This window comes from Massilia sp. (genome assembly GCF_046293535.1).
Taxonomy (GTDB): domain Bacteria; phylum Pseudomonadota; class Gammaproteobacteria; order Burkholderiales; family Burkholderiaceae_D; genus Telluria.
Genome location: NZ_JBKBOV010000054.1, coordinates 1 through 15,395, shown reverse-complemented (window position 1 = coordinate 15,395; position 15,395 = coordinate 1). Strand labels below are relative to the sequence as shown.

Genomic DNA, 15,395 nt, shown 5'->3' with positions numbered 1-15,395 from the left:
TGTACCACTTACCTCTAAGGCTTGCCGCAGTGCCCGTCAAGGGCCTGCGGCTTTTTTCGTGGGCCCGGGAAACGGCGTTGTAGTGGATAATGGCGCCCATTGCGCCGTCGAAGAATACGGCACCGACTCTTTTCTCAGGAATTCCAGCTTATGTTGAGCTACCGCCACGCCTTCCACGCGGGTAACCACGCCGATGTCCTCAAACACTTCGTCCAGGTGCAGCTGCACCTGTACATGAACCAGAAGGACGCGGCCTACACCTATATCGATACCCACTCCGGCGCCGGCGTCTATGCGCTCGACAGCTTCCAGGCCACCAAGACCGGCGAGTACGACACCGGGATCGGCCCCTTGTGGAACGCCACCGAGGTTCCCGAGGCGCTCAAGCCCTATCTCGACCTGGTCAAGGGCATGAACCCGAGCGGCAAGATGCGCTACTACCCGGGTTCGCCCTACGTGGCCGACCAGATGTCGCGCATGGAAGATCGCTTGCGCCTGTTCGAACTGCACCCGGCCGACGTCAAGATCCTGCACGAAAACGTCCGCAAGGCCGAGGCGCACCGGGCCGAGCAGGGCGAGCGCGCCCGCGGCAAGCGCGTCCTCATCGAACACGGCGACGGTTTCCAGAGCCTGAAGAAACTCTTGCCGCCGCCCTCGCGGCGCGCGCTGGTGCTGGTCGATCCGCCCTACGAGGTCAAGGACGATTACAAGAAGGTGCGCGATGCGCTGGAGGAGGCACTCGGGCGCTTCCCGAGCGGCATGTACGCGGTCTGGTACCCGGTGCTGCAGCGCATGGAATCGCGCCAGTTCCCGGACAAGCTCAAGCGCCTGCCGGCCAAGGAATGGCTCAACGTGACCCTGACCGTGTCGACCCCGGGGCCGGACGGCATCGGCCTGCACAGCAGCGGCATGTTCATCCTGAACCCGCCCTACACCCTGGAGGCGATGCTGCGCGAGACCATGCCTTACCTGGTGCAGGTGCTGGGCAAGGATGCGGGCGCGCGCTTCACCATCGACAGCGGCACCCAGCTGACCGGCGCCGCATCGAGCCGCCTGGCCGGCGAAGGACCGCGTGTGCCGGTTGGCAACGCCCGCCGCGCCAGCCCGCTGTCGGGCAAGGGCAGCCTGCGCCTGCCGGGGGAGAAGATGGTGCGCGAGGGTGAAGAGGCCGCGCCGGCCGCACCGAAACCGGCTGTGCGCCGCGCCTGGCGCCCGGACGGCAGCGTCCAGGGCAAGCCCCAGGCGGGCGGGCAGGGCGAGGGACGTGGTCCCGGCAAGCGTCCGCTTGCTGCGGCAGGCGCGACGGGCTCGCGCTCGGCGCCGCCGCGTGCGGACGGCCCGCGCACCGCCGGTCCGCGACCAGGCGGTCCACGCACGGGCGGCAAGGGCGGCGGCAAGCGCTGAGCTGCAAGTTCGATATAAAAATGTTAATAATGTCGGATTTGTAGTATAGTCTCCGAGGCAGGCGCACGCGCCTGTCCGGCGCATTTATCCGCACCGCAACAGTTTCCGGGAGTTTGTTTGATGCATGCCGAAGCAACGGCAGCGGCATCCGTGCCGTCCAACGATTTTTTTCTCGCACGCCAGCCTATCCTCGGCCGTGACCAGCATCTCGTGGCATTCGAGCTGCTGTTCCGTGCCGCCGGCGAGGACGACGATGCGAAGCTGACCGACAACGCTGCGGCGACCGCGGCGGTGATCTCGCACGCCTCGCAACTGGGCATGGAGCAGGTGGTCGGCGAGCAGCTCGCCTTCGTCAATGTCGACGAGGTCGTGTTGATGAGCGACTTCGTGCGTTTCCTGCCTCCCCATAAGGTTATCCTCGAAATCCTGGAAACCGTCAAGCCGACCCAAGCTTTGCTGGCGCGGGTGGCCGAGTTGAAGGAACTTGGTTTCAAGTTCGCGGTCGACGACGTGGTCGAGCATTCGCCCGAGCTCGACCGCCTGGTCGGCCTGGTCGACGTCATCAAGGTCGACGTCAAGCTGGTGCCGCCGCAAGAGCTGAAGGGCCTGGTGCGCTCGCTCAAGTCCACCGGCAAGAAATTGTTGGCTGAAAAGGTCGAGACCATCGACGAATTCAAGCTGTGCATGGAGCTCGGTTTCGAATACTTCCAGGGCTATTACTTTGCCCGTCCGGTCATCTTGTCGGGCAAGAAGATCACGCCCTCTGAAATGACGATCCTGCGCCTGCTGGAGCTGGTGGGCTCGGATGCGGACGCCCAGGTGATCGAAACCGCGGTCAAGCGCGACGCCCTGATCAGCCTGAACTTGCTGCGCCTGGTGAACAGCCGCGCGGCGCGGGGGCCGCAGATCGAGTCGCTGTCGCAGGCGCTGCACCAGCTCGGGCGGCGCCAGCTGCAGCGCTGGCTGCAGATCCTGCTGTACACGACCGCGGGCGGGGTCGAACTGGCCTCGCCGCTGCTGCAATTGGCCACCACGCGCGGCAAGCTGCTCGAGCTGATGACCCAGGCCCGCTATCCGAACGATGCGGCCAGGGCCGACCGTGCCTTCACGGTGGGGATCATGTCGCTGGCCGACGCGCTGTTCTCGATCCCGATGCAGGACATCCTTGACAATGTCGAGGTGGCGGGGGACGTACGCATGGCGCTGCTCGACCGCGAAGGCGAGTTCGGGACCATGCTGCGCGTGGCCGAACTGCTCGAGGCGGCCGAAGGCGGGCGCAAGCTGTACAACGCGCTGCGTAAACTCGGCCTGTCGGTGGCGCAGATCCGCGAGATCGAGCTGAAGGCCTTCGACTGGGTGAGGGAGCTTACCCATGAAGTGCATTGACGCATTGCGCTGAGACGACACATCGATTCCCCTTGGCCTGACGACGTCATTCCCGCGCAGGCGGGAATCCAGTTCCTTCGCGTAGTGACTGCGTTTGCGTTCAAGGGCAGCCCACGCAAACTTGGGTTCCCGCCTACGCGGGAACGACGATCTGCGGCCAGATGAAATTATCCCGGACAGCAGTGCGCCTGCGCGGGAAGTCGTACGCGCCAGTGGCGCGTACGACGTGCTGGCGGAGCGCGGTGGTGTTACGCGCTCACTGCGCCAGGAACAGGAACACGGTGGGCTTCTTGTGAAAGTCCGGTGCCTTGCCGGCCGCCAGCGCCGCCTTCCACTTCGCCGCCGTCAGGGTCCTGACCGACTCGCTGGCCAGCGACAAGTCGGTCGCCACGCAAATCAGGGTCCCTGGCTGGCATGCCGCCACCAGGGCCTCCAGCATCTGCCCATTGCGGTAGGGCGTTTCGATCAGCAGCTGGGTCTGCTTCTCGCTGCGCGAGCGTCCCTCCAACTGCCCGATGCGTTTGCTGCGCTGGGACGCGTCGGTCGGCAAATAGCCGTTGAAGGCGAAGCTCTGGCCGTTCAGTCCGCTCGCCATCACCGCCAGCAGTAGCGAGGACGGTCCCACCAGCGGGCGCACCGGAATGCCATGCTGGTGGGCCAGGCGCACCAGGTCGGCGCCCGGGTCGGCCACGGCAGGCACGCCCGCTTCCGACACGAGTCCGGCATCGCGCCCCGCCAGCAGCGGCTGCAGCAGTTGCGCGAGCGCGGCCGGTGGCGTGTTCACGTTCAGTTCGGCGATCTCGATTTCCTGCAGCGGCCTGGCCAGCGGATGGTCGATGGCGACCAGCTTCAGGAAGGCGCGCGCCGTCTTGGCGTTTTCGGCAACGAAGTAATCGAGCCTGGAGGTCAGGGCCTGCACCTGCGTCGGCAGCAGGGCGGAGAGGGCGCCGGGGGAGGCGTCGGTGGGACCAAGGGTGTTCGGGATCAGGTAAAGGGTGCCAGGCATCGTTCAGAAAAAATAAAGGTGTTACACGCCGAAGAAGGAAACGCCGGCGCGGCGCAGCATGCCGGTCAAGGCGATCAGGGGCAGGCCGGTGAGGGCGGTCGGGTCGTTTGACTCGATCCGCTCCAGCAGGGCGATGCCCAGGCCCTCGTTCTTGGCGCTGCCGGCGCAGTCGTAGGGCTGCTCGATGCGCAGATAGGCATCCAGCTCGGCATCGGGCAGGTCGCGGAAGTCGACGAAGACCTGCACGTTCTCCACCTGGGCGGCGCTGGACGGGTCGGCCACGCGGCTGTCCCACAGGCACAGCGCCGTATGGAACACGACGCGGCGCCCGCGCATCAGCTGCAATTGCGCCAGCGCGCGGGCATGGTCGCCGGGTTTGCCGATCTGCATGCCGTCCAGGGTCGCCACCTGGTCGGAGCCGATCACCAGCGCGCCGGGAGCCCGCGCCGCCACCGCGGCCGCCTTCTCGCGCGCCAGGCGCAGGGCGGTGTCCTGCGGCGCCTCGCCAGCACGCGGCGTTTCGTCGATGTCGGGTGCGATGGCCTCGAAAGGTAGTTGCAGGCGCGACAGCAGCTCGCGGCGATAAGCGGAACTGGAGGCGAGAATGAGGCGCGAATGCGCCGAACGCGGAGGCGCCGAACTTGGTATCATTGCGGTCTGGTGAAGAAGGAAAACCGTAAGCTAAGCTGACAGATCATATATCTCCAGCAAGTAAACCCGATAAATCATATCGGGCACAACGCGCGCGGCGCAAAAACGACGTAAGTCTTTGACGCTGCGGGGAGAAGCCTGTTATTATCGCAGGTTTTCCGGGGAAGTTTTCCAAATGAGCGCTTTTGTCATTGACGCCTTCGAGTTTTGCCGGAATAGCGGACACCGCGAAGGCACGACCCCTGTCGCCGAGATGAGCCGTCTGGCCGCCGAGTGCGCCGACGGTTCTGGCGAAGCATCCGGAGAGATTCGCTGGGCGATCGATGGCAGCCTGACCAAGCAGGGCTACCCGGCGATGACGCTGTCGGTCGCCGGCACCGTCAAGCTGGCTTGCCAGCGTTGCCTCGCGCCCTTCGAGTACGAGATCGACTCGTCCACCATGCTGGTGCTCGGCAAGGATGACGAGGATGCGGACGCGATCGAGGAAATCCTCGACGACGAGAGCATCGACGTGATCGTCGGCAGCCGCGAGTGCGACATCCGCCAGTTGCTGGAAGACGAAGCCCTGCTGGCCCTGCCGCAGGCACCGAAGCACGAGGTATGTCCGGACACTCAGCTCCTGGACGCCCTGAAGACCGAGAAGGTCTCGCCGTTCGCGGCACTGAAAAATCTCAAGTCCGAATAAGCAATACAGAATCAAGTAGTACCGCAGCACCCCGCAGTACGACTGAAAGAACGTGTCAAACGCGTGCAGTAGTCGAGTATGGCAGTAGGCAGTTGATGTAGCAGCGTTAAAACATGTCGGCGATGGATGAATAAGAAATTGCCGCTGGGATACTCGATCTGCAAGTATTTGCAAATCGAATGTGTTAGAATTTTAGAACTTATGTATTAGGAGTCATCATGGCAGTTCAGCAGAATAAGAAGTCCCCGTCGAAGCGCGGCATGCACCGTTCGCACGATTTCCTGACCGCACCGAACCTGGCAGTCGAGCCGACCACCGGCGAAACCCACCTGCGTCACCACATCAGCCCGAACGGTTTCTACCGTGGCCGTAAAGTCCTGAAGACCAAGAACGACGAGTAATCGACGTCTTGTCCTTTAGTACCATGAAAGCGGTGCAACGTATGTTATCTGCGTGGCGCCGCTTTTTCTTTTCCGTCCTCAGCGGCTGCAACAACTTTGCACTCCGTCATTTTGAATTGCGCGGACAGCGGCTGGCTTCGCGCCACGCCCCCTCCCATCTTGCCGCCCGCACTGTCTCTCGCTTTGCATGAGCCGGCATCCCCGAACAAATGACAATCACAATTTCCATTGACTGCATGGGCGGCGATCACGGCCCCTCAGTTACCATTCCGGCAGCCATCTCGTTTATAAAAAAACAAGCCGACGTCCACCTCATCCTGGTGGGCCTCGAAGACGTGCTGCGCGCCGAACTCAAGAAGCATGGCGCCGAGGCGCATGCCCGCATCACCGTCAGGAACGCCACCGAGGTCGTCACCATGGACGACCCGCTCGAAATCGCCCTGCGCAAGAAGAAGGATTCGTCCATGCGCGTGGCGGTCGAGCTGGTCAAGGACGGCAGCGCCAACGCCAGCGTCTCGGCCGGCAATACCGGCGCCCTGATGGCCGTCTCGCGCTACGTGCTCAAGACCATGGCCGGCGTCGACCGTCCGGCGATCTGCTCCATCATGCCGAACCAGAAGGGCGGCCCGACCTACATGCTCGACCTGGGCGCCAACGTGGACTGCGAACCGCACCACCTGCACCAGTTCGCCATCATGGGCTCGGTCCTGTGCTCGGCCATGGAAAACATTCCGCGCCCGCGCATCGGCCTGCTGAACGTCGGCACCGAGGAGATCAAGGGCAACGAGGCGGTCAAGGCCACCGGCCAGCTGCTCAAGGCCGACCACGCGCGCGGCAAGCTGAATTTCTTCGGCAACGTCGAAGGCAATGACATCTTCAAGGGCACGGTGGACGTGGTCGTGTGCGACGGCTTCGTCGGCAACGTCACGCTCAAGGCCGTCGAAGGCCTGTCGCGCTTCGTCAAATCCGTGTTCACCGAAAACATCTTCTCGATGGCCGGCGCGCTGCTGGCCCGCAAGTCGCTCAAGAAGCTGAACCCGGAACGCTACAACGGCGCCAGCCTGCTCGGCCTGAAGGGCCTGGTCTTCAAGAGCCACGGCGGCGCCAATGCCTTCGCCTTCGAATGGGCGATCAAGCGCGCCTACGACGCGGCCAAATACGATGTACAAGAGCAGCTGTCGGCCCTGATTGCCGAACTGATGCCGACCCCGCCCGACGCCCAGCAGCGCCAGGCGTAACCAAACCAGCAGGATGGTGGAAAGATGACTGTCTACAGCAAGATCACCGGTACCGGCAGCTACCTGCCGGCCAAGCGCGTCACCAACGATCAACTGGCGGCCCAACTCGCCGAGCAGGGGATCGAGACCTCCGACGAATGGATCGTGACCCGCAGCGGCATCTCGAGCCGCCACTATGCGGATCCGAGCGAAAACGCCTCCGACCTGGCGGCGAAGGCCGCGCGCCAGGCGCTGGACGCGGCCGGCAGGCTGCCTTCCGACATCGACCTGGTGATCGTCGCCAGCTCGACCCCCGACTTCCACGGCAGCTTCCCGAGCACCGCCTGCATCGTGCAGCAGAAACTGGGCATGGCGAACAACAGCGCCGCCTTCGACGTGCAGGCCGTGTGCAGCGGCTTCGTCTACGCGGTCTCGACCGCCGACGCCTTCATTCGCGCCGGCGTGTACAAGCGCGTGCTGGTCATCGGCGCCGAAGTGTTTTCGCGCATCCTCGACTTTACCGACCGCACCACCTGCGTGCTGTTCGGCGACGGCGCCGGCGCCGTGGTGCTGGAAGCCTCGGAAGAGCCGGGCGTGCTGGCCACCAAGCTGCATGCCGACGGCAGCCAGTCGCACATCCTGTCGATCCCGGGCAACCTGGCCGGCGGCGCCGTGGCCGGCAGCGGCTTCCTGTACATGGACGGCCCGGCGGTGTTCAAGCTGGCCGTCACGGTGCTGGAAGAAGTCGCCAAGGAAGCGCTCGAGCACGCCAAGATGCAGCCGTCCGACATCGACTGGCTGATCCCGCACCAGGCCAACCTGCGCATCATGAAGGGCACCGCCAAGAAGCTCGGCCTGCCGATGGAAAAGATGGTCGTCACCGTCGACCAGCACGGCAACACCTCGGCCGCCTCGATCCCGCTGGCGCTGGACGCCGCGGTGCGCGATGGCCGCATCAAGAAGGGCGACAATGTGCTGATGGAAGGCGTCGGCGGCGGCTTTACCTGGGGCGCGGTGCTGGCCCGCATGTAAGCGTTTCGTGCCGCGGCGTATGCGCCGCGGCGATCCGTAGGGTGGACGGCTTCGCCGTCCGCGCGTTCAGCCAAACTATGCATCGCCACAGCGCAACCGTGAGTTGGACGCGCGGTCGGCAGAGCCGGCCACCCTACGAAAACCGAGATATTCGAAGAGAGAACAATAATGAGCAAATTCGCATTCCTGTTTACGGGCCAGGGCGCCCAGGCCGTCGGCATGCTGAACGGCTTCGCCGGCAACCCGGTCGTCGAGCAGACCGTGCTTGAAGCCTCGGATGCCCTGGGCTTCGACCTCGGCAAGCTGATCGCCGAAGGCCCGAAGGAAGACCTCGACCTCACCACCAACACCCAGCCCGTCATGCTGACCGCCGCGGTCGCCGTGTACCGCGCCTGGATCGCCGCCGGCGGCCCGCCGCCGTCCATCGTTGCCGGCCACAGCCTGGGCGAATACTCGGCCCTGGTGGCCGCGGGCGTGATCGAGTTCAAGGATGCGGTGCCGCTGGTGCGCTTCCGCGCCCAGTCCATGCAGGACGCGGTGCCGGTCGGGCAGGGCGGCATGGCCGTGGTGCTGGGCCTGCAAGCCGACGAGGTGCGCGCCGTCTGCGTCGAGGCCGCGCAAGGAGAGGTCGTGGAGGCCGTCAACTTCAACGAGCCGACCCAGATCGTCATCGCCGGCCACGCCGCGGCGATCGACCGCGCCTGCGAAATCGCCAAGGCCAAGGGCGCCAAGCGCGCCATGAAGCTGGCGGTGTCGGCGCCGTTCCACTCGTCGCTGCTCAAGCCGGCCTCGGACCGCCTGCGCGACTACATGGAGAACATCGTCTTCTCGGCGCCCCGTATCGACTTGATCAACAACGTCGACGTGGCTATCCTGCACGATCCGGCTGCGATCAAGGATGCCCTGGTGCGCCAGGCCGCCGGCCCGGTGCGCTGGGTCGAGACCATGCAGATGATGGCGGCGCAGGGCGTGACCCAGGTCATCGAATGCGCACCGAGCAAGACCCTGATCGGCATGGCCAAGCGCATCGACGCGGCCCTGGTCGGCGAAGCCCTGGTCGACCAGGCCGCGCTGGAGCGCGTGCTGGGCTCGCTCAATGCAGCCTGACGCAGTCGGCCTGATACACACAGACAAGAAAAGGAAGAGCATGAATCTGGAGAACCAAGTCGCCCTCGTCACCGGCGCATCGCGCGGTATCGGCAAGGCCATCGCGCTGGAACTGGCGCGCCAGGGCGCCAAGGTCGTCGGCACCGCTACCAGCGAAAGCGGCGCGGCAGCCATCACCGAATACCTGGCCGAATTCGGCGGCAAGGGCGTGGTCCTGAACGTGACCGACGCCGCCCAGTGCGGCGCCGTCGTCGACGAGGTGCAGAAGGGCTTCGGCAGCCTGTCGATCCTGGTCAACAATGCCGGCATCACCCAGGACAACCTGGCCATGCGCATGAAGGACGAGGAGTGGGACAGCGTGATTTCCACCAACCTGACCGCCGTCGGCCGCCTGTCGCGCCTGGTGCTGCGCGGCATGATGAAGGCCAAGCACGGCCGCATCATCAACATCACCTCGGTGGTGGGCGCCTCGGGCAACCCGGGCCAGATGAACTACGCCGCCGCCAAGGCCGGCGTGGCCGGCATGACCCGCGCCCTGGCGCGCGAGATCGGCAGCCGCAACATCACCGTCAACTGCGTGGCGCCGGGCTTCATCGATACCGACATGACCAAGGCGCTGGGCGAAGACCAGCACGGCGCGCTGCTGCAGCAGATTCCGCTGGGCCGCCTGGGCCAGCCGGAAGACATCGCCCACGCCGTGGCCTTCCTGGCCGGCCCGACCGCCGCCTATATCACGGGCACCGAACTGCACGTGAATGGTGGCATGTACATGAATTAACGGGATAGAATGCCGGATTATCCTCGTCCGCGAAGATAATCCGGCGTGTACGCCTCTTTTAGCAGTAATTTCGGTGGAAATAGCCGCAATCGCCGAAAGTAGTTTTTCATCGCGCAAACCTGATAAAATGCGCGCACTTTCCGCAACACACACCTTAATGGAGCCATAACATGTCGGATATCGAACAACGCGTTAAAAAAATCGTCGCTGAGCAACTGGGCGTTGCAGAAGCAGACATCAAAATCGAATCCTCGTTCGTTGACGACCTCGGCGCTGACTCGCTGGACACCGTGGAACTGGTGATGGCACTGGAAGACGAGTTCGAAATGGAAATCCCCGACGAGCAGGCTGAGAAGATCACCACCGTCAAGCAAGCCATCGACTACGCCACCGCGCACGTCAAGGCCTAAGTAGTAGATCGCGCTTTAAAAGTTTTTGGGAGAATCGCTTGAGCCGTTCACGCAACCGCCGTGTCGTCGTTACCGGCCTGGGCTGCATTTCACCAATCGGCAACACCATTGCCGAGGCGTGGGAAGCGGCGCTGGCCGGTAAGTCGGGCATTGCCAACATTACCAAGTTCGACGCGACGCCGTTCACGACGCATTTCGCCGGTGAAGTGAAGAACTTCAAGGTGGAAGACTACCTGCCGGGCAAGGAAGGCCGTAACATGGATAGCTTCATCCATTACGGCATGGCCGCCGGCATCCAGGCCCTGCAGGATTCGGGCCTGGTCGTGACCGAGGAAAACGCGGACCGCATCGGTGTAACCATCGGTTCGGGCATCGGCGGCCTGCCGATGATCGAAGCCACCAAGGAAGAGTACATGAACCGCGGCCCGCGCCGCATCTCGCCCTTCTTCGTGCCGGCGTCGATCATCAACATGATCTCGGGCGATCTCTCGATCAAATTCGGCCTGCGCGGCCCGAACCTGGCGATCGTCACCGCCTGCACCACCGGCCTGCACTGCATCGGCGCCGCCGCTCGCCTGATCGAGTACGGCGATGCCGACGTGATGATCGCCGGCGGCGCGGAATCGACCGTATCGCCGCTGGGCCTGGGCGGCTTCGCCTCGGCACGCGCGCTGTCGACCCGCAACGACGATCCGGCCACCGCGTCCCGTCCATGGGACAAGGACCGCGACGGCTTCGTGCTGGGCGAGGGCGCCGGCGTGATGGTGCTCGAAGAGTACGAACACGCGGTCGCGCGCGGCGCCAGGATCTACGCCGAGGTCATCGGCTTCGGCATGAGCGCGGACGCCAACCACATCACCTCGCCGGTCGAGGATGGCAGTGGCGCGGCGCGCTGCATGGTCGCGGCACTGAAGAACGCCGGCCTGAACCCCGGCGAAGTCCAGTACGTGAATGCGCACGGCACCTCGACGCCGCTGGGCGACGTGGCGGAAGTGCGCGGCATCAAGCGCGTCTTCGGCGACCACGCCAAGACCGGCCTCGTCGTGAACTCGACCAAGTCGATGACCGGCCACCTGCTCGGTGGCGCGGGCGGCCTGGAATCGGTGTTCACCGTGCTGGCGATCCACCACCAGAAGTCGCCGCCGACCATCAACATCTTCAACCAGGATCCGGAATGCGACCTGGACTTCGTGGCCAACACGGCGCGCGACATGAAGATCGATTACGCGGTCAAGAACTCCTTCGGCTTCGGCGGTACCAACGGTACCCTCGTCTTCGCAAAAGTCTGAAGAGAATCTGACAAGCGGGTCTGAACCAGACCATGCCCATTCCGGTCTAACCGGAATGGGCGCCTGCAGGCTGTGTCGTTCGGCCTTACGCAGCACATTCCCCCGTATCTCCTCCCGTCCGCCCCCGGACTGCGGCGCCCCTTCCTTTTTCTCGCCAGAAGCGTCATGTCGATCGCGCTGACCGTCGTCATTGCGCCGTCGCGCTGCCTGCGTTGCCTGCTCGCCGGCTTCGGTGCGTCCCTGTTCGCGGCCGCGTGCGCCGTGGGCCTCGCCACGCCCCACGGCTTCGCGCTCGCGCCCTGTGTGGCGCTGGCGCTGCTGTTCGCCGCGGCATGCGTGCTGCATGCTGCGCTGCGTCCTGCAACGGTGCATCGCATTGATATTTCTGGACCCGGTCAGCTACGCCTGACGGTACAACAGGGAGTGCGGCAGGACACAGCTGTGGCGGTGCCGGCGAGGCTCTCGGCCGGTTCCACGCTGTGGCCGCGGATGTTGCTGCTGTGCCTGGAGAAGGCCGACGGTGGGGATCGCCGCCGCTGGCTCGGCGTGCACGCGCGGGCATGGTCGAGCGTCGCCGTCCTGCCGGACAGCCTGCCGCCGGAGGCATTTCGTGCCCTGGCGGTGGCGCTCGGCAGCGGCGTCGGGGCTGCCGGCATGCCGGCGACGGAGCACAAAATACTTTGAACTTATTGCAGCGGGCCAACTCTTATGCAGGAGGGCCGCTGCAGCCGATGGGGCAGGGTCCGTGACGACAGAACGCGAGGGTGATCAGGTGTTGGTGGAGCGCGTCCAGGCTGGCGACCGGGCCGCGTTCGACCTGCTCGTGGCCAAGTACCAGCGCCGCCTGATGCGCCTGGTGTCGCGCCTCGTGCACGATCCGGCCGAAGCCGAAGACGTCGTGCAGGAGACCTTCATCAAGGCATTTCGCGCCCTGCGCCACTTCCGCGGCGATTCCGCCTTTTATACCTGGCTGTATCGCATCGGAATCAACACGGCCAAGAACTTCCTGGTCACACAGGGCCGCCGCGCGCCGACCTCCACCGAGGCCGACGCCGAGCGGGCGGAGGGATTCGACGACGCAGACAGCTTACGCGACATAAACACACCCGAATCGGTGTTGGCGAGCAAGCAGATTGCCCACACGGTCAATGCGGCGATGGAAGCGCTGCCGCTGGAATTGCGAACGGCAATTGTTCTGCGAGAAATAGAAGGATTGAGCTACGAAGAAATCTCCGAGGTGATGGCGTGTCCGATAGGAACCGTACGCAGCCGGATTTTCCGTGCACGCGAAGTCATTGCTGAGAAATTGCGCCCATTGCTCGATTTCCCGGTTGACAAACGTCGGTAGGTAGCAGGATCGTACAGAGACGGGACAAATTGAACAGACCGACGGCGACGGGTTACCAGATGGACACGAACAAGAAGATACGCGAATACATATCGGCCTTTGCGGATGGCGAACTGGCGGACGCCGACCTCGAGCTCGCGCTGGCGGCCTTGCGCGACGAGGACGGGCAACAGACATGGGACCTCTACCACCGCATCGGCGATGCCCTGCGTGGCGAGCCGGTCGGCGCCGAGCTCTCGCCCGGCTTCGCGCTGCGATTGGCGGACCGGCTTGCCGCCGAACCCACGCCGCTGCGGCGCGGCGCGGCGCGCGCGGCGGCGCCGGGCGACGGTCTGGCGGCGATCGCACCGGCGGTGGTCGCGGGTGCCGAGGCGCTCAGCGGCAGCAAGATGGCCGGGCAGGGCGCCGCACCGCGCGAGGCGCCGGTCGCCGACACCAGTCCGGCCGCCGTCAAGCGACTCTAGCGGCGCGCCGCGCGAACGCTGCCGCCGAGCCCGCCACGCCGATTGATATGCCTGGCATATCACCCGGCTCACCTGATTCATTTCGCATATCGATATTCCCGCGCTTCCCGCATCCCTTTTCCACCTTCGCCCGGGGCGCGGCCGCCCTGCGTACGGCGCGACAAAGCGCCTGTTTTGGCTTACCATAAAGTCAATCTCAGCCTTCCACCGCCAAGCCCATGACCCGTCAATCCAAGCATCGTCCACTTCGCGTGTTCCTGCCGGCCCTGCTGGTCGCAGCGAGCTGTGCCTTCCTCCCCCACACCGCCCTGGCGGCGCCGGTGCAAACCCCGGTCGTCACCGGCCTGCCCGATTTCTCCGACCTGATCGACAAGGTCGGCCCGGCCGTGGTCAACATCCGCACCACCGAGCGCGTGCAGCGCGGGCAGGGCATACCCGGCGAGGAAGAGATGCAGGAATTCCTGCGCCGCTTCTTCGGCGGCCAGATCCCGCGCGGCGGCCGCGGCCAGGGCCGTCCGGGCGGGCAGGGCGGGGCCGAGGAACAGGTCACGCGCGGCGTCGGTTCCGGCTTCATCATCTCGGCCGACGGCTTCGTGCTGACCAATGCCCATGTGGTGGAGGGCGCCGACGAGGTTACCGTCACGCTCACCGACCGGCGCGAGTTCAAGGCCAAGGTGCTGGGCGCGGACCGCCGCTCGGACGTGGCCCTGCTCAAGCTCTCGGCCGGCAACCTGCCTTACCTGCGCACCGGCGACTCCAGCAAGATCCGGGTCGGCGAGTGGGTAGTGGCGATCGGCTCGCCTTTCGGCCTGGACAATACCGTCACCTCCGGCATCATCTCGGCCAAGTCGCGCGACACCGGCGAATACCTGCCCCTCATCCAGTCCGACGTCGCGGTCAACCCGGGCAACTCGGGCGGCCCCCTGATCAACATGCGCGGCGAGGTGATCGGCATCAACTCGCAGATCGCCACCCTGTCCGGCGCCTACAACGGCATCTCCTTCGCGGTGCCGATCGACGAGGTCATGCGCGTCGCCGAGCAACTGAAAACCACCGGCAAGGTCACGCGCGGGCGCCTCGGCGTGCAGATCAGCGAAGTCACGCGCGACGTCGCCGAGTCGCTCGGCCTGGGCAAGGCGCGCGGCGCGGAAGTGTCGATGGTGGAAGCCGGCGGCCCGGCGGAAAAGGGCGGCATCAAGGTCGGCGACATCATCCTCAAGTTCAACGGCCAGCCGATCGAGACCACCCGCGACCTGCCGCGCCTGGTCGGCGCCACCAAGGTGGGCAGCCGCGCCACCGTCACCGTGTGGCGCCGCGGCGCCCAACTCGAGGTGCCGGTGACCATCGTCGAGCTGCAGGAAGAGCGTTCCCCGACCGCCCGCGCCACGCCCAAGAAGCCGGCCCCGGGCGCCGCGCCGAACGCGCTCGGCCTGGTGGTGTCGGACATCCCGGCGGCCGCGCGCGCCGAAGCCGGCATCGACGGCGGTGTGCTGGTCGAGAACGCCGAGGGCAGTGCGGCCACGGCCGGCATCCGCCCCGGCGACATCATCTCGCAGGTGGGTAATTCCCCGGTGAGCAACGTGGCCCAGTTCAACGGCCTGGTCGCCAAACTGGATCCGAAGAAGCCGGTGGCCCTCTTGGTGCGGCGCGACGACGTCACCCAGTATGTCGTCGTGAAGCCCCGCCAATGACGCGCACGGTCCCGTTCACGCTGTACTCGCGCAGCTACTGCCATCTGTGCGAAGACATGCGGCAGGCCCTGCTCGCCCTGCAGCAGCCGGGCGAGCGCTTCGAGGTCGCCGTGATCGACGTCGACGCCGACCCGGCGCTGGTGGCGCGTTTCGACGAACTGGTCCCGGTGCTGTATGGCGACCCGGAAGGCGAGGAGTTGTGCCATTACTTCCTCGATGCGGCTGCGGCGCGTGGTTGGGCGGATGCTTGCGCCAAAGCTGCCGCGTAGGGTGGGCGGATTCTCCGCCCGCGCGGTGATTGTTGCGGCAAGATCATCCGGTGCGAAAGCGGTGCCGGTATCGATCGCCGCGTGGGCGGGAAGACCCGCCCACCCTAGGAACCCCGTTTGTTACCAACCGGTTAATAAAAAAGGCGCTGTTCTCGCTAAGTGTAGAAATTGAACTGTTGAGCTGAGCGGATGTCCAACCTGCACCCCGATTGTCAGGAGGACTGATGCGCTCGACAGGTTTTACCCGACTGTTGCGC

The 15,395-nt window shown here is 65.1% G+C and carries 17 protein-coding genes; 15 read left to right on the top strand and 2 right to left on the bottom strand.

Annotated elements, in window-relative coordinates:
• Window positions 1–150 precede the first annotated feature (150 nt).
• Window positions 151–1,404 carry a 23S rRNA (adenine(2030)-N(6))-methyltransferase RlmJ gene (locus ACK4S9_RS20975; protein ID WP_409729517.1) on the top strand — a complete coding sequence of 418 codons (1,254 nt, stop codon included), beginning with the start codon at window positions 151–153 and terminating at the stop codon, window positions 1,402–1,404.
• A 120-nt stretch (window positions 1,405–1,524) separates the two neighbouring features.
• Window positions 1,525–2,790, top strand: a complete 1,266-nt coding sequence (locus ACK4S9_RS20970; RefSeq protein ID WP_409729515.1) for an EAL and HDOD domain-containing protein — start codon at window positions 1,525–1,527, stop codon at window positions 2,788–2,790.
• Window positions 2,791–3,046: 256 nt separating this feature from the next.
• Here the strand turns inward: ACK4S9_RS20970 and ACK4S9_RS20965 are convergent, their stop codons facing one another.
• The gene (locus tag ACK4S9_RS20965; RefSeq protein WP_409729513.1) at window positions 3,047–3,796 is read right to left on the bottom strand and encodes an SAM-dependent methyltransferase; all 750 of its coding nucleotides are present in this window, start codon (window positions 3,794–3,796) and stop codon (window positions 3,047–3,049) included.
• Window positions 3,797–3,817: 21 nt separating this feature from the next.
• Entirely contained in the window at window positions 3,818–4,447 is a 630-nt protein-coding gene (locus ACK4S9_RS20960) for a Maf family nucleotide pyrophosphatase (RefSeq protein WP_409729511.1), read from the bottom strand.
• Between the two features lie 175 nt (window positions 4,448–4,622).
• Here ACK4S9_RS20960 and ACK4S9_RS20955 point away from each other — a divergent pair, with 175 nt between their 5' ends.
• The 13 genes from ACK4S9_RS20955 (at window position 4,623) to ACK4S9_RS20895 (ending at window position 15,138) form a co-directional block, all read left to right on the top strand.
• Window positions 4,623–5,132 carry a YceD family protein gene (locus tag ACK4S9_RS20955; RefSeq protein ID WP_409729509.1) on the top strand — a complete coding sequence of 170 codons (510 nt, stop codon included), beginning with the start codon at window positions 4,623–4,625 and terminating at the stop codon, window positions 5,130–5,132.
• 218 nt (window positions 5,133–5,350) lie between these two features.
• Entirely contained in the window at window positions 5,351–5,533 is a 183-nt protein-coding gene (rpmF, locus tag ACK4S9_RS20950; protein WP_005666806.1) for a 50S ribosomal protein L32, read from the top strand.
• Window positions 5,534–5,742: 209 nt separating this feature from the next.
• On the top strand, window positions 5,743–6,771 hold the full coding sequence (gene plsX / locus ACK4S9_RS20945; RefSeq protein ID WP_409729506.1) for a phosphate acyltransferase PlsX: 1,029 nt from the start codon (window positions 5,743–5,745) through the stop codon (window positions 6,769–6,771).
• A gap of 24 nt (window positions 6,772–6,795) precedes the next feature.
• Window positions 6,796–7,782 (top strand): beta-ketoacyl-ACP synthase III, encoded by a 987-nt coding sequence (locus tag ACK4S9_RS20940; protein ID WP_409729504.1) that lies wholly within the window; start codon window positions 6,796–6,798, stop codon window positions 7,780–7,782.
• 168 nt (window positions 7,783–7,950) lie between these two features.
• Window positions 7,951–8,889: an ACP S-malonyltransferase gene (gene fabD / locus ACK4S9_RS20935; protein ID WP_409729502.1), complete on the top strand. Its 939-nt coding sequence runs from the start codon at window positions 7,951–7,953 to the stop codon at window positions 8,887–8,889.
• Window positions 8,890–8,929: 40 nt separating this feature from the next.
• The gene (fabG, locus tag ACK4S9_RS20930; protein ID WP_409729500.1) at window positions 8,930–9,667 is read left to right on the top strand and encodes a 3-oxoacyl-ACP reductase FabG; all 738 of its coding nucleotides are present in this window, start codon (window positions 8,930–8,932) and stop codon (window positions 9,665–9,667) included.
• A gap of 170 nt (window positions 9,668–9,837) precedes the next feature.
• A complete protein-coding gene (gene acpP / locus ACK4S9_RS20925; RefSeq protein ID WP_020653257.1) occupies window positions 9,838–10,077 on the top strand; it encodes an acyl carrier protein in 240 nt (79 codons plus the stop codon).
• Window positions 10,078–10,115: 38 nt separating this feature from the next.
• Window positions 10,116–11,366 (top strand): beta-ketoacyl-ACP synthase II, encoded by a 1,251-nt coding sequence (fabF, locus tag ACK4S9_RS20920; RefSeq protein WP_409729497.1) that lies wholly within the window; start codon window positions 10,116–10,118, stop codon window positions 11,364–11,366.
• Window positions 11,367–11,531: 165 nt separating this feature from the next.
• The gene (locus ACK4S9_RS20915) at window positions 11,532–12,050 is read left to right on the top strand and encodes a hypothetical protein (RefSeq protein WP_409729495.1); all 519 of its coding nucleotides are present in this window, start codon (window positions 11,532–11,534) and stop codon (window positions 12,048–12,050) included.
• A gap of 61 nt (window positions 12,051–12,111) precedes the next feature.
• Window positions 12,112–12,714: an RNA polymerase sigma factor RpoE gene (gene rpoE, locus ACK4S9_RS20910; RefSeq protein ID WP_027863712.1), complete on the top strand. Its 603-nt coding sequence runs from the start codon at window positions 12,112–12,114 to the stop codon at window positions 12,712–12,714.
• A gap of 59 nt (window positions 12,715–12,773) precedes the next feature.
• Entirely contained in the window at window positions 12,774–13,178 is a 405-nt protein-coding gene (locus tag ACK4S9_RS20905; protein WP_409729493.1) for an RseA family anti-sigma factor, read from the top strand.
• Between the two features lie 218 nt (window positions 13,179–13,396).
• Entirely contained in the window at window positions 13,397–14,869 is a 1,473-nt protein-coding gene (locus ACK4S9_RS20900) for a DegQ family serine endoprotease (RefSeq protein WP_409729492.1), read from the top strand.
• Entirely contained in the window at window positions 14,866–15,138 is a 273-nt protein-coding gene (locus tag ACK4S9_RS20895) for a glutaredoxin family protein (RefSeq protein WP_409729490.1), read from the top strand. The genes ACK4S9_RS20900 and ACK4S9_RS20895 overlap by 4 nt, the downstream gene beginning before the upstream one ends.
• Window positions 15,139–15,395: the final 257 nt, after the last annotated feature.

What these genes read in the sequence shown, in the direction of transcription:
- ACK4S9_RS20975 (WP_409729517.1), top strand. Translation starts at nt 151, where the DNA reads ATGTTGAGCTACCGCCACGCCTTCCACGCGGGTAACCACGCCGATGTC.
- ACK4S9_RS20970 (WP_409729515.1), top strand. Translation starts at nt 1,525, where the DNA reads ATGCATGCCGAAGCAACGGCAGCGGCATCCGTGCCGTCCAACGATTTT.
- ACK4S9_RS20965 (WP_409729513.1), bottom strand. Translation starts at nt 3,796, where the DNA reads ATGCCTGGCACCCTTTACCTGATCCCGAACACCCTTGGTCCCACCGAC.
- ACK4S9_RS20960 (WP_409729511.1), bottom strand. Translation starts at nt 4,447, where the DNA reads ATGATACCAAGTTCGGCGCCTCCGCGTTCGGCGCATTCGCGCCTCATT.
- ACK4S9_RS20955 (WP_409729509.1), top strand. Translation starts at nt 4,623, where the DNA reads ATGAGCGCTTTTGTCATTGACGCCTTCGAGTTTTGCCGGAATAGCGGA.
- rpmF (WP_005666806.1), top strand. Translation starts at nt 5,351, where the DNA reads ATGGCAGTTCAGCAGAATAAGAAGTCCCCGTCGAAGCGCGGCATGCAC.
- plsX (WP_409729506.1), top strand. Translation starts at nt 5,743, where the DNA reads ATGACAATCACAATTTCCATTGACTGCATGGGCGGCGATCACGGCCCC.
- ACK4S9_RS20940 (WP_409729504.1), top strand. Translation starts at nt 6,796, where the DNA reads ATGACTGTCTACAGCAAGATCACCGGTACCGGCAGCTACCTGCCGGCC.
- fabD (WP_409729502.1), top strand. Translation starts at nt 7,951, where the DNA reads ATGAGCAAATTCGCATTCCTGTTTACGGGCCAGGGCGCCCAGGCCGTC.
- fabG (WP_409729500.1), top strand. Translation starts at nt 8,930, where the DNA reads ATGAATCTGGAGAACCAAGTCGCCCTCGTCACCGGCGCATCGCGCGGT.
- acpP (WP_020653257.1), top strand. Translation starts at nt 9,838, where the DNA reads ATGTCGGATATCGAACAACGCGTTAAAAAAATCGTCGCTGAGCAACTG.
- ACK4S9_RS20915 (WP_409729495.1), top strand. Translation starts at nt 11,532, where the DNA reads ATGTCGATCGCGCTGACCGTCGTCATTGCGCCGTCGCGCTGCCTGCGT.
- ACK4S9_RS20905 (WP_409729493.1), top strand. Translation starts at nt 12,774, where the DNA reads ATGGACACGAACAAGAAGATACGCGAATACATATCGGCCTTTGCGGAT.
- ACK4S9_RS20900 (WP_409729492.1), top strand. Translation starts at nt 13,397, where the DNA reads ATGACCCGTCAATCCAAGCATCGTCCACTTCGCGTGTTCCTGCCGGCC.
- ACK4S9_RS20895 (WP_409729490.1), top strand. Translation starts at nt 14,866, where the DNA reads ATGACGCGCACGGTCCCGTTCACGCTGTACTCGCGCAGCTACTGCCAT.